This is a genomic window from Bombiscardovia coagulans, from assembly GCF_002259585.1.
In the GTDB taxonomy this organism is placed as follows: Bacteria; Actinomycetota; Actinomycetes; order Actinomycetales; family Bifidobacteriaceae; genus Bombiscardovia; species Bombiscardovia coagulans.
In genome coordinates this window covers 39,126-52,266 of sequence record NZ_MWWS01000007.1, presented here as the reverse complement: position 1 = coordinate 52,266, position 13,141 = coordinate 39,126, and the positions used below count along the sequence as shown (strand labels likewise).

Sequence of the window (13,141 nt, the reverse complement as noted above, 5' to 3'; positions counted from 1 at the left end):
ATGGCCTCACAGCTCGCATATAAGTCTAGGATCGCTTCCACTTCGGCTTTAGAGAAGATATTTAATGCCCAGGAGATGATTGCTTCTTCGCATATTGCTAAGGCCCGTAAGGTGGCATTGGATGCGAAGCCATACTCTGATGCGATTTTCGACGCCGTGCAGGCTTTAGTGGCTCACACTGATGACGTGCAGCATCCGCTAATACAGAAAAATGAGGACAACCCTCGTGTGGCAGTACTTGCACTGACTTCTGACCGTGGGATGGCAGGAGCTTATACCTCGTCGATTATTCGCGAGACTGAAAATTTGCTCAACAAGTTAGACCAGGTCGGGCGGCAAGCAGAGCTGTACGTGTACGGTAGGCGAGGTATCTCCTACTACAAGTACCGCAATAGGGACATTGCTAAGACTTGGGAAGGAGATACTGACAAACCAGGTGTCGAGATTGCTGAAGATATTTCACAAACTCTGCTGGACGCCTACATGGCACCCGCTGCTAAGGGTGGTGTTTCTGAGCTTTATATCGTCTTCACAGAGTTTGTCAATATGGTTGTCCAGAAGGTGCGGGTACTCAGAATGCTTCCTCTGGAGTTGGTGCATGCGGACGACGCAGTTAGTGCTGTTGAAGCTCCTTTGCCAGCCGAAGGTATGCAGGAGAAAGAGGCTACACCTTTGTACAGCTTCGAGCCTAGCGCCAATAAGGTGTTAGACGTAGTACTTCCCAAGTACATTCAAGGTCGCATTCACGAATGCCTTTTGACAGCTGCTGCTGCCGAGACAGCGAGCCGGCAGAACGCCATGCACACAGCCACGGATAATGCCCGCGGATTAATTGATGATTTGACACGTAAGCTTAATGCTTCACGACAAGCGTCAATTACCCAAGAACTTACGGAAATCATCGGTTCTGCCGATGCATTGAACAAAGAGGAAGAGTAGGAACACCTATGGTTGCACAGCAAGAGCGGCAAACCACCGGTGCCGAAGATCCGGCGCTAGACATAGCCTCACAAGGCCGTGTTACTCGTGTGCAGGGTTCGGTCATTGATGTGGAGTTTCCAGCTGGTCACTTGCCAGACATATACAATGCACTAACAGTCAACCTGAATAAGTCGTCAGATACAGAAGGTGAAAGCCTGTCCACCATCATGCTTGAGGTGGAGCAACATCTGGGTGATTCGACTGTACGAACAGTGGCTTTGAAACCTACTGATGGCCTGGTCCGCGGAGCTAAAGTTACCGATACTGGAGGTCCTATTAGGGTCCCTGTCGGTGATGTGACAAAGGGTCATGTCTTTGATGTAGCTGGCAATATCCTCAACCAGAAGGAAGGCGAGACTATTCAGGTTAAGGAGCGGTGGTCTATTCACCGCAATCCTCCTGCGTTCGACGAACTCGAGTCCCAGACTCAGATGTTCGAAACCGGCATCAAGGTTATTGACCTGCTGACACCATATGTGGAAGGTGGCAAGATTGGTCTCTTCGGTGGTGCTGGTGTCGGTAAAACCGTCTTGATTCAGGAGATGATACAGCGCGTGGCTCAGAACCACGGTGGTGTCTCCGTCTTTGCTGGTGTCGGTGAACGTACCCGTGAAGGTAATGATCTGATTGGTGAGATGGAAGAGTCTGGCGTGTTGGAAAAGACTGCCTTGGTCTTTGGTCAGATGGATGAGCCCCCAGGGACTCGTTTGCGCGTACCACTGACGGCTCTGACGATGGCTGAGTATTTCCGTGACGTGGAGAATCAGGATGTCTTGCTCTTTATTGACAATATCTTCCGCTTCACGCAGGCGGGGTCTGAGGTTTCAACACTTTTGGGCCGAATGCCTTCTGCTGTGGGCTACCAGCCCAACTTAGCAGACGAGATGGGAGCGCTTCAGGAGCGCATTACATCGACTCGTGGTCATTCGATTACGTCTCTGCAAGCCATTTACGTGCCTGCTGACGACTACACTGATCCAGCTCCTGCTACCACGTTCGCCCACTTGGACGCAACTACAGAGTTATCTCGTGATATCGCTTCTAAGGGCATTTACCCAGCTGTAGACCCCTTGGCTTCGACTTCCCGAATCCTTGACCCCCGGTATGTGGGTCAGGCTCATTATGAATGTGCCAACAGAGTTAAGGCTATCCTTCAGCGCAATAAGGAGCTCCAAGACATCATCGCTTTGATTGGTATCGACGAGCTGGGCGAGGAGGATAAGACCACCGTTAATCGGGCGCGCAAGATTGAGCAGTTCCTAGGACAGAACTTCTATGTGGCTGAGAAGTTTACCGGCCGTAAGGGTTCATATGTTCCTGCCTCTGAAACTATTGAAGCATTTACTCGCATCTGCGATGGTGCCTACGACGAAGTGCCCGAGCAGGCATTCACCGGAGTTGGTGGCATTGAAGACCTCGAGCGCAACTGGCACGATATGCAGAAGGAATTGAAGTCATAATGCCTGCCTCAAGCAATACGATGCAAGTCAACATAGTGGCAACTGACCGGCCCGTCTGGTCCGGTCAGGCTCGTTCCGTTTCTATTCCAGCCCAGCAGGGTGCCATGGGTATTCTTCCTAATCATGAACCTATTTTGAGTCTGATTAAGAAGGGTACCGTCACCGTGATCGAAGCAGATGGAACGAGTACGAGCTTCGATGTTGATGAAGGTTTTATATCATTTGACTCCAATAAGCTGACTGTTGCTGTTGAACACAGTACCAAGAGTCAGTATCCGAGCGGCCAGTGAGGTTTCTGTGCGCATAGTTGTAGCAGATTGTTCTGCTGAGTACTCGGGGCGACTCAAGGCGAGCTTGCCCCGAGCGAAGCGGGTATTGTTGATTAAGGCAGATTCGTCTTGCCTCATTTTTTCAGAAATAGGATCCTATAAACCGCTCAACTGGATGTGTGCCCCATGCACACTCAAAGAGTTGGAGCCAGAAAGTGAACAGACCAGCCAGGAATCAGTACCTGTACAAGCAGTACCGGTAACAGCAGAAGAAGCTCCGCAAATCCAAAAAATATTCAAGGTTAGTGCCACAAAATCGAGTGACGTTCTTACTGTTAGTCTCTACCATATCTATCTTGATCAAGCGTTCGAGCTGGGTCAAGATCCAGGGCTAGTTAAAGATGGTGTTGAAGACCATCTTCAGCACTATTTATCTCAGCAGATTGAACGTATAGGTAAGGGCGCCAAGCTTGTGCGGCGTGAATATCCTACAGCAATTGGCCCTGTTGATATCATGGCTGTCGATAAAGATGGTCAGCATGTGGCCATAGAAATTAAACGTCATGGTGGGATCGATGGTGTTGAGCAGCTAACCAGATACCTTAAATTACTCAATCGTGATCCTCTAATAGCCCCTGTGAGAGGGATTTTTGCTGCACAGACAATCACCCAACAAGCCCGGGTGCTGGCCGAGGACCGTGGCTTGGAGTGCCTCATCTTGGACTATGAGGAGATGAAGGGCGAGGACAGTGGAGAGATGACTCTCTTCTAATGCTCGTTGCCCGTGTTCACAAAGAGGTGGGCAGGAGTCTCCTGTGTAGTGGGCCTGAAAAATGTGACGTAATAGCTATTTTTATTTGTGTGGATTTTGTCACTGTCGAGGCGCTGGAATCTACTAAATATAGGGTTTATCTTGAGACACGCCACTAGCTGTTGTGGTTTACCTTTCCAGACCTCTCCTGTAAAGTACATGAAAGATGTCACCAAGAGTGAGATTGAAAGCTGTCGTATTAAAGCTCACAGCATCGCGGTAATAAGGAGAAGGATTCATGTCAGTTACGGTTTATACTAAAGCTCATTGCCCGCAGTGCGATGCTACGAAGCGTCAGCTTGCTAAGCAAGGTATTGACTTTGAAGTTGTAGATCTGACTGCTAATCCTGAACAAGTTGAAGACTTCCTTGCACAGGGATTTAAACAGACTCCGATCGTTGTCAGTGAGCAGGTAAGTTGGAGTGGTTATCGTCCAGATATGATTAAGCAGTTAGCTCGTGAGATGGCTACGGTACATGCGTGAATTCATAGAGCTCTCCTAGATAGGGGAGCACCGTGTATATACAGAAGGGCCCGCAAGTGTTGGCTTGCGGGCCCTTCTGTATGCGTAAGTGATGTTCAGAGGCTCAATTTAGTATGCTGAAAGAATGTCAACCACGAAGATGAGTGTTGAATTTGCTGGAATTTCTTTCTGCTGCTGTGCCCCGTATCCTAATTCTGGTGGTATTACAATAAGTACCTGTGAACCGACTGTCTGGTTAGTCAGGCCTTCTTTCCACCCTTTAACGACGCCATCGAGACTGAAGTCTGCAGGTTCTCCCCTATCCCAAGAGGAGTCGAACTGTTTGCCGTTAGAAGCCAGCCATCCAGTGTACTGTACGGAAACGGACTGGGTTCCTTTGACGGCAGGCCCACTTCCCTTGATGAGCGGTTGAGCAACGAGCTTGCCAGAAGGCTGGTAGCCATTTAAGTGCAAGCTAGGTTTACCGTGCTCATTGAGAGTTACTTTCGGTAAATCAGCAGGTATGTCTGATACCGGTTTGCCAGTGGCTCGAGTTAGTGCCTTAGACTTAGAAACGACGGTGAGGGCCATGATATATGAGTTTGATTTCTTATCGGCAGAAGTATTGTCGTCAATGCCTATGCCAATAGTGCCGTTTACTTTCATCTTCAAGAATTTATCGTAAAAAGCTGGATAGGTCTTGCGGTCTACAACGATTTGGCAGTCAGGTTCGCCTTTTTCCCAAGTCGAGTCCAGTTCCTTGCCATCTTTTGCGCTGATAGCGATGCTTCGAACGCACAAGCGATCGCCGGCCTTGATGTTTTCGCCATCTCCTTCTTGCAAAACTACGGAAGACTTGTCTGTTACCTTAAATGGTGTTTTGAAAGTTATCGTAGGTTTTTGCCCTGGCTGGCCTTCGGCAGTTACGCCTACAAGTGCAGCTCCTTTATTGGAGGATTCACTAGTGTCCGTTTGTTTTTCACTCGGTGTAGGGTTGGTAGGTGAGCCGCAGGCTGTCAGGCTTACGCCTAAAGCCAGAGTGCTCAGCAAAGTAATACTTTTGCTTAGTGTTCGAAGTATATGTGAATTCATAAGTACATACACTATCGTTCGAGGCCGATTTTCCTTCTCGCAGCGACTTGCCAACAGTGGCCTGTAGAATGAGGCATGTTATGAGCAGACAAGAAGATCAAAACGTAAAGAGCGTGGCTACAGGTAGACCTACACGCAGAGCTAAGATCATGCGCGGGATCGTCGCACCCATTTTTGCTCTGATGGCAGTAACTTGTATTGTTTTTGGTATTATAAACGCCACGGTATGGAAACCTAATCCTCAGGTAAGTGCTCAAACTACTTTGCACTCTCGGTATATTGTGACAGATCCAGGAGTACTTGAGCTGGTAGATGATGATGCAACAGTTACAGCTTCCTTATTAGGGGACTCAACAGATAAACAACACGACAATGAAGTATGCATAGCAATAGGTAGCTCTCAGGATGCAGTTGGATGGATATCTGGCCACCAATATCAGCGTATTAAAGGTTTAGCTACCTGGAGCCAGCTTCAAACTGAAAACCAACAAGTAACCGGCAAGCCAGCTGCAGAGTCAAACAAGCATGTCGATTTTCGACAGTCAGACATGTGGCAAAAGGTCAAGTGCTCTTCTAAAACTGTATCGATGCATACTGGTTCTCATGAGGCAGGACAGGTTGCTATCATTAGCGTCGAACCGTCGAAAAGGAACAGTAGCCAGCGGCAATCAAGTAATAGCAGCAGCCAGCCTGAGGTTAAAGTGCAGATGCACTGGCAGCGTCATAAGCTACCGAACTTTGCGATGCCCCTCTACTTTGCAGGTGGATTACTAGCAGTATTAGCAGTTCTTTCTGCTTCTGTATTTGCCATGGAACCTTCAAAGTTACGTAAGAAAAAGACTGAAAAACTCGAAGAGCAGCAGCAACTGAGTGTAGCTCAGGCTTTCGGTCGTACTTTCGCTTCTGTTCTTAGTCGCTCTAAGTCTCAAACAGACGGTCATCGTCGTCATGGCACGCAGACTGCTGTAGCTGAAGAGAGCCAGCCCAAAGTGGTTGACATTAGCGCGAAAAACATGCTTGAGGACCAGCAACCACCGCAATCGCAGTCATCTGAGCAGGTCGGTTCTGATGATCCTACCGGTGCTAATTCAGGTTCCCTGCAAGATTACTTGCAACGATTTGCCAGTGAAATAGGGGGAAGCTCGCGCACAGCTAAGCGCAAGCGGAAGAAATCCGTAGACGATGTGAATGATGATACTTCAAACGCAAGTATTCCTGACGACACTAATCAGCCGGATATTGATGACAGCACGGTTGGTGCTATTCCCCAGCATTACGAGGATGATGATGGAAGTATAGACGATCGAACGTACTTCGCTTCGAATGAAGGTATCAGCGATGAAACCACAGAAGTATTCAAGGCTCGCGAACGTACAGGTAGGCACCAGTATATACCGCAGACGCAAGGTCAGGATGGAGTAGAGTAATGATTCAAGGCCGTCATTACAAGCTGGCAAAGAATACACTTATGCTGGTAATCAGTATTACCACTGTATTGAGCTTAGGTGCGTGTGAGGGGCAGGTTCCTCAGCCCAGCACGCGGACTAGCTCATCTTCATCTTCGGCTGCTCCAACGCCTGATTTAACGACCGAGCAGGAAAAGAAGATTCGGGAGGACATTGTCGAGGTACTCGAAAAAGCTAATTCAGCAAAGGACGCTACTGGGCTAGATCAACGTGTGACAGGTCCACAGTTAACCATTCGTTCCAGTGAATTGTCAATTGCTAAATCTACTGGCAAATTAGATCCTAAAACAGCAATACCTAAAGATATTGCTCAAACAGTTATTCCTGGCGATAGTGGATGGCCGAGATCGGTCTTTGCTATTACTACTACAACTGAGGATCAGCAGTCCAAGCGTTTACTGGTTATGAACCAGGCTTCAGCTCATGAAAATTATAAGCTTTGGGGTGTTGCCCGCCTCTTCCAGGGGGCCCAACTTCCCAAATTCCCAGTTCCAACAATTGGTGCTCAGATGGGGCAGACGGACGACAAAGGGCTCAAAGCGACTCCTGTGCAAGCTACAGAGCGTTATGCTGACCTCCTTCAGTACGGCAAGAACAGCAAATTTGCTAAGGATTTTAGTGCAGACTACTTGCGGGACTCTATCGACAAGCTCACAGAGACCGTTCAGCAAGGTATAGATGCGAACAAGGGTGAGCAGCATCAGACTTTTGTTCCAGAGGCAGGGCAGATCAAGGTTATGCGTTCCTCTGAGGGTGGCGACTTGGTTGTGGCACAGATTAATTCAGTATGGACCCGTAAGGCAGGGGAGGGGCGTGAGTCTTTGCCTGCCTCGGACGCAGAAAAAGCACTGTTTGCTGGTGGTAAGCCAACCAGCACTATGAAGGTAACGTATGTTAATGTCATTGCCCTCTATGTTCCGCCTGCTGCCTCTTCTCAGCCTATTACCGCAGTGGGAGCTGAACGACAGCCTGTGAAAGTTGAAGCAGTATAAAGGCTCAGCTGCTGGGAAACCTGGCTCGCCTGCTGCCTCCAGGTGAGCTAGGTTTAATATGTATATGTCTTGGTATGAGACAGTTGAAATAGAATAGGGAGATGGTGGTATGGCACAGCAAGCTCAGCCTCGTGCAAACTTTTCAATGGCAGGTGCTGTAGATTTGGAATCGCTCAAGCACAAGGTAGAGGCTCAGCCTGGACAGGCAGGAGGGGCTCCACTTGCTGGCGGCTATGTAATTGATACCACTGAGGCTTCATTCCCTGCTATGGTGCAAACATCTGCCACTTTCCCTATCCTGCTCATGCTGTGGACACCAACTGATGACAGGCTCTTCCCCCTTGCGCAGGCTCTGGCTGACGCTGTCAATGCTCAGGACGGCAAATTGCAGCTGTCGCGCGTAGACATTGCAACTAATCCTCAAATTGCCCAGGCTTTACAAGCTCAGGGTGCTCCTGCTCTGTATGCACTCATCGCGGGTCGTCCCATGCCTATTTTGGAAGGACTACCTTCAGCCGATGAGTTGCAACAGATTGTGGAACAGCTCATTCCTCAGATTATCCAGTTGGCTCAACAGCAAGGGATTACAGGTTCTGCTCCCTTCCAAGAATCCAATGAATCAGGTACGCAAGAGCAAGCTCGACAAACTAGTGCAGCTGAAGTATCTCCAGAACATCAACAAGCTCAGCTGTTGGCCCAGGATGGAGATTACGCTGGTGCTGCACAAGCCTACGCTGCGCTCATGGAGAAAGACCCTCACGACGAGTTTGCGGTCCGAGAACATGCTAAGGCCTTGCTGATGGCGCGTTCAGCCCATGCAGATGTCCGCGTCATTAGGCAGGAAGCAGCTGATCAGCCAGACAACCTACAAGCTCAGCTCGCGGCAGCAGATGTTGATATGATCGGCGGCAAGGTTGATGATGCATTCTCTCGTCTCATTGATTGTATAGCTGCACATAAGGATCAAATGGCTGACGCGCACAGTCGCCTGCTAGAATATTTTGCCATGGTAGACCCTTCAGATCCCCGCTTAGCTAGAGCACGTCGGCGTTTAGCGACAGTTATGTATTAGACGAGAGACAAACTCAATTGTCCCTAGTCTAAACTGCGATTGCTGCCGAATCCTTTTAAGAAACGGGTTCCTTTGCTTGCCAGTTCTTGTTCAAAGCTATCTGACCAAGTGGAGTATGGGCTCTGAGCTAGGCCGTCGTTAGAAAAACGAGGGTCGTCAGTGATTTCGGTCGTGCAAAAAGCTGGAATGACAAGATCAGTTACTGGACCAGACCGTTCCACTTCAGCGACAACGAGGGGGGCGTTCGATCCTCCGAAAACGTCGATATTCCACCAGTCTTCACCCAGCCAGATCCCATACCGATTTTTAACAATGAGAGAACTTCCTCGCACGACTAATTCTGCAGCGATGCCAGGATCAAGAGCTCGTTCGGCCTCATACCTCGTGCCACCAACGACTGGGCCCTTGGCAGTCATCGAAGCAGCTGTGTATTGGTCACGTTCTTTCAGTAATACATCGAGCGCATCAGTGTGAGCGTTCATAGTCCTGTTGACACCTTCTGCCTGTAGACGAATGCGAAGGGCATAGTTATCTTCATGTACAAAGTAGCCCTGAACAATAAGGGTTGACATGTCGGCACTATTGACCTCTTCGGGTTGTGTCTGGCAAAAGAACCTGCGTTCGAACTCGAAGTCGTCTTTATCTTCATCCATGAGGCCATTCTACCTATACACAGTCTGTGGAAGTGTAGGTGACGCGCCGGCAGCCCGAAGACAGTTACCCGCTTGTTCTTCGGATGGACTAGAATACTGTCTTGTGCCTGTGAGGCGTTAAGCTTCGGCAGTTAATATGGGCTCGTAGCTCAGTGGATAGAGCGTCTGTCTCCGGAACAGAAGGTCGAGGGTTCGAATCCCTTCGAGCCCACCAGCTTGCAATTTTCTTCTGCTGCCTTCGCAATGGTCTTAAATATCTACAAGGTAGTCGCATAGTTACATGATCAAGAGCTACGCAAGCGTCTCTGGTGATTCTCATACACGCTTATTGCTGTACGGATCCCTGCATCCAGATGAGCTGGCGCGTCACTAATGGAGTTCCATGAGTTCAGTACCTTCGGTAGACTGAAGATATGAGTCCTGAAGCACTTGCACAAGAAATTTGTTCCGTTTGTCAAAACTTAGCAGACCAGACTGCTCTTGGTGGTTTAGTTGCCGGTGATATTCCCTCTCCTGACAAGCTTGCTGTCATGCGTCCCAAAGATCGTGCCCACGGTGACTGGTCCACGAATATTGCCATGCAGTTAGCAAGGAAAGCTGGTAGTAAGCCCACTGATCTGGCACAAGCTATTGCAAATGAACTAGAGCACAACCAAGGCATAGCTTCGGTTGAGATAGCGGGACCAGGCTTCATCAATATCACACTCAATGCAGCAGCTTCCGCAGCAGTAGTGGATACTATACTCACGCAAGGCCAGGCCTATGGTTCTAATACACATTTAGCAGGTAAGACACTTAACTTGGAGTTTGTGTCCGCTAATCCTACTGGTCCTATTCACATCGGTGGCACACGGTGGGCTGCGGTGGGCGACTCTCTGGCGCGTGTTCTCGCAGCAAATGGAGCAACAGTAGTCAGTGAATATTATTTCAATGATCATGGTGAACAAATAAATCGTTTTGCAAAGTCTCTTGTAGCTGCTGCCCATGGTGAGACGACTCCTATAGATGGTTACAAGGGTGCATATATCGATGAGATTGCTCAAAGGGTCATTGAGCAGGCGCAAGCCGATGGAGTCGATATTCTCGCTCTGCCCCGCGTTGACGGTGGGCAGGATCATGACGGTGAACCGTTGGGAGAGGGAGATTCGCCCCAGCGTGAAGAGTTCCGCAAGCGTGCTGTGCCCATGATGTTTGCTGAGATTCAGCAGTCTATGAAGGACTTCCGTGTGAACTTCGACGTCTGGTTCCATGAGAATAGCCTGTACGAGGATGGTGAAGTCCAGAGAGCTTTAGAGGTTCTGCGTGAGCAGGGTGACCTCTACGAAAAAGATGGTGCCACTTGGTTTGCTTCCACCAAGCACGGGGACGATAAGGACCGGGTTATCATCAAGTCTGATGGCAGCTACGCATATTTTGCTGCTGATATTGCATACTACTACAACAAGCGTCACCGTCCAGTTGACCCAGCAGATGTGGCTATTTACATGCTTGGCGCTGATCATCATGGCTATATTGGCCGTATGATGGCCATGTGTGCAGCGTTTGGAGACCAGCCCGAGGTCAATATGCAAATTTTAATTGGGCAGATGGTCAACGTAGTTAAGGACGGCAAAGCTGTTCGTATGTCTAAGCGTGCAGGCAACGTCGTCACGATTGACGACTTGGTGGAAGCCGTGGGAGTGGATGCTGCCCGCTACTCTCTGGCTCGCACCGACTACAACCAGTCTGTAGATATTGACTTGAATTTGCTTGCTTCCCATACCAATGAGAATCCGGTCTATTATGTACAGTACGCGTACGCGCGCTCAAAGAATGTAGATCGTAATGCTGCGGCTGCCGGTATCGACATATCTCAGGCAGATTTGAACATGTTGGATACTGAAGCCGACGGGGAGGTCTTGGCTCAGCTTGCGTTGTACCCATCTGCTCTACAGTTGGCTGCTGACCAGCGAGCCCCTCACCGTCTGGCGCATTACTTAGAAGATTTAGCGGGTACCTACCATCGCTGGTACAACCGAGAACGAGTGGTGCCTATGCCCTTAACTGATCTCGAGAGTCGTGAGGCTGAGAATGAGCTTGAAATGGCTCATCAGGCTAAAAATCCTGAGCCCGCACGTGCTGCTGCTCGGTTAAAACTCAATGATGCGGTACAGCAAGTTATTGAAAATGGTCTTAGTATCCTGGCTGTGACCGCACCGGATCATATGTGAGCTGTGTCCTCATCAGTCTTCTAAGTCTATTGGTACTAGCTATCTATAGGTACTGAGAACAATCCACCTGTATGTTGGTATGCAGAAGATAGCTCAAGTCGCTAGCGGAAGGAAATATGGCAATATGACTATCCCAGTAATTCTTGCTTCGCAATCACCTTCCCGCCGGCGCTTGCTGGTTCGGGCTGGCATCCGGCCTACTGTCCGAACATCTGGTGTCGATGAGCCACAAGTGTTGTCTGAGGCCGCACGCCAAGTTGGGGTGCGTGCAGATGCTTTACCGGTCAAAGAGCAAGTGGCAATTTTAGCTCGAGCCAAGGCTGCTGCGGTAAGGCAGGTGTATAAAGCTGTGGGCAGGGCTGAGGAGGAAGCCAGCGGTCAACAATATCTCTCACGTCCGCTTGAGGATGGTTATGGGAGTGTTCGTAGACAGGAAGATCTGAAAACTGTCATCAGTACGAGTGCTGGCATGGAGACAGTTAGCCACGGACCAGTGCTCATAGGTTGTGACTCTTTGTTTGAGTTCGATGGTCAAGCTCAAGGTAAGCCGCACGATCCTGAGGTAGCCCAGGAACGCTTGATGGCTGTTAGTGGTAAGTCCGGTACGTTGTGGACAGGACACTGTGTGATCGACCTAGCTTCAGGGCGGCAGGTAGAAGCGGTGAGTCATGCTCAAGTGTCGTTTGGGGCATATACAGCTGAAGATATAGCTGCCTATGTGAGTACAGGCGAGCCCCTGGAAGTAGCTGGCTCTTTTACCATAGAAGGTATGGGGGCTGCCTTTATTGAAGGTATAAGCGGGTCGCCTAGTGCGGTTATGGGTTTGAGCTTACCGTTACTGAGAAAGCTGGTGAGCCAATTAGGTATAAGGTGGGCTGATTTGTGGAATGTGAACGAAGAACATGAACAGCTACATGAACTTGCCGCAGGTTCAGCACAGGCTCCTGAAGAAAATGTTCACCAGCCTGGAGATGGTTGGGTCAATTGCGCTTGCGGGCACCAGCATTGGGGACTCAACGGTGCAGCTGGTGTCTTATTAGCTCGTTCTGATGAGTCAACAGGTTGTATTAGCGAAGTGCTGCTACAGCATCGGGCTGAGTGGTCAGCAGAAGGTGGCACATGGGGAGTTCCTGGAGGCGCCATAGCTGATGGTGAAAATCCTATTGAAGGTGCCCTGCGTGAATCCTATGAGGAAGCCAATATTAGACCCCAAGACATAGACGTGGTAGGCACATATGTGGAGGATCATGGACCTTGGGCATATACCACAGTCTTTGCTCGTGAAAAATCTGGTCGTTCAGTTCATCCAAGAATGAACGATGATGAGAGTATTGAATTAGCCTGGGTGCCTTTGGATGAAGTAGCAAATAAGCGCTTGTTAGGTGCTTTCGGAAGAGATTGGCCAGCATTTTATAGTCGCCTACGAGCGTTTCCGGCTCAGGCACCAACCCAAAGCTGATTGAAGTCTTGTATCTTGCATGCTCGAAGTCAACGGTGCCTATGTATTCAATGTTCGTTGCACAGTAAGAAGTTGTATTTGCTTGGTTGCTTGAGAGTGTAGTCAAAATAGCACAATCACAGGGCGCAGAAGCCACAGTTTACCGACGGCTCATTGTGTGTTCTGCTGAAGAATTAGCTTGTAAGAAGAAGTTGTGAGATACTTATGTAAGTG

The 13,141-nt window shown here is 49.3% G+C and carries 12 protein-coding genes and 1 tRNA gene; 11 read left to right on the top strand and 2 right to left on the bottom strand.

What is annotated here, in order from left to right; translation table 11 throughout:
- From BOCO_RS06050 to nrdH, 5 genes are all read left to right on the top strand, one after another.
- The gene (locus tag BOCO_RS06050) at positions 1 to 939 is read left to right on the top strand and encodes a F0F1 ATP synthase subunit gamma (protein WP_094723253.1); all 939 of its coding nucleotides are present in this window, start codon (positions 1 to 3) and stop codon (positions 937 to 939) included.
- A gap of 8 nt (positions 940 to 947) precedes the next feature.
- Positions 948 to 2,441, top strand: a complete 1,494-nt coding sequence (gene atpD, locus BOCO_RS06045) for a F0F1 ATP synthase subunit beta (RefSeq protein WP_094723251.1) — start codon at positions 948 to 950, stop codon at positions 2,439 to 2,441.
- Complete coding sequence (locus BOCO_RS06040; RefSeq protein ID WP_094723249.1) at positions 2,441 to 2,731, top strand: F0F1 ATP synthase subunit epsilon; 291 nt, start codon at positions 2,441 to 2,443, stop codon at positions 2,729 to 2,731. The genes atpD and BOCO_RS06040 overlap by 1 nt, the downstream gene beginning before the upstream one ends.
- A 7-nt stretch (positions 2,732 to 2,738) precedes the next feature.
- On the top strand, positions 2,739 to 3,482 hold the full coding sequence (gene nucS / locus BOCO_RS06035) for an endonuclease NucS (protein WP_094723247.1): 744 nt from the start codon (positions 2,739 to 2,741) through the stop codon (positions 3,480 to 3,482).
- 277 nt (positions 3,483 to 3,759) lie between these two features.
- A complete protein-coding gene (nrdH, locus tag BOCO_RS06025; RefSeq protein WP_094723243.1) occupies positions 3,760 to 4,005 on the top strand; it encodes a glutaredoxin-like protein NrdH in 246 nt (81 codons plus the stop codon).
- Positions 4,006 to 4,113: 108 nt separating this feature from the next.
- On the opposite strand, the gene BOCO_RS06020 is transcribed toward nrdH, so the two are convergent.
- Positions 4,114 to 5,076 (bottom strand): FKBP-type peptidyl-prolyl cis-trans isomerase, encoded by a 963-nt coding sequence (locus tag BOCO_RS06020; RefSeq protein ID WP_094723241.1) that lies wholly within the window; start codon positions 5,074 to 5,076, stop codon positions 4,114 to 4,116.
- Positions 5,077 to 5,156: 80 nt separating this feature from the next.
- Here BOCO_RS06020 and BOCO_RS06015 point away from each other — a divergent pair, with 80 nt between their 5' ends.
- The 3 genes from BOCO_RS06015 (at position 5,157) to BOCO_RS06005 (ending at position 8,606) form a co-directional block, all read left to right on the top strand.
- A complete protein-coding gene (locus BOCO_RS06015) occupies positions 5,157 to 6,503 on the top strand; it encodes a hypothetical protein (RefSeq protein ID WP_094723239.1) in 1,347 nt (448 codons plus the stop codon).
- The gene (locus BOCO_RS06010) at positions 6,503 to 7,534 is read left to right on the top strand and encodes a DUF8094 domain-containing protein (RefSeq protein WP_244568770.1); all 1,032 of its coding nucleotides are present in this window, start codon (positions 6,503 to 6,505) and stop codon (positions 7,532 to 7,534) included. Before BOCO_RS06015 ends, BOCO_RS06010 begins: the two co-directional genes overlap by 1 nt.
- A gap of 109 nt (positions 7,535 to 7,643) precedes the next feature.
- A complete protein-coding gene (locus BOCO_RS06005; protein ID WP_094723237.1) occupies positions 7,644 to 8,606 on the top strand; it encodes a tetratricopeptide repeat protein in 963 nt (320 codons plus the stop codon).
- A 23-nt stretch (positions 8,607 to 8,629) separates the two neighbouring features.
- Here the strand turns inward: BOCO_RS06005 and BOCO_RS06000 are convergent, their stop codons facing one another.
- Entirely contained in the window at positions 8,630 to 9,259 is a 630-nt protein-coding gene (locus BOCO_RS06000) for a CYTH domain-containing protein (protein ID WP_094723235.1), read from the bottom strand.
- A 138-nt stretch (positions 9,260 to 9,397) separates the two neighbouring features.
- Here BOCO_RS06000 and BOCO_RS05995 point away from each other — a divergent pair.
- From BOCO_RS05995 to BOCO_RS05985, 3 genes are all read left to right on the top strand, one after another.
- Positions 9,398 to 9,473, top strand: a tRNA-Arg gene (locus BOCO_RS05995).
- Positions 9,474 to 9,672: 199 nt separating this feature from the next.
- Complete coding sequence (gene argS, locus BOCO_RS05990) at positions 9,673 to 11,469, top strand: arginine--tRNA ligase (RefSeq protein WP_094723233.1); 1,797 nt, start codon at positions 9,673 to 9,675, stop codon at positions 11,467 to 11,469.
- A 124-nt stretch (positions 11,470 to 11,593) separates the two neighbouring features.
- Positions 11,594 to 12,928, top strand: a complete 1,335-nt coding sequence (locus tag BOCO_RS05985; RefSeq protein WP_094723231.1) for a Maf family nucleotide pyrophosphatase — start codon at positions 11,594 to 11,596, stop codon at positions 12,926 to 12,928.
- The last annotated feature ends 213 nt before the right edge of the window (positions 12,929 to 13,141 follow it).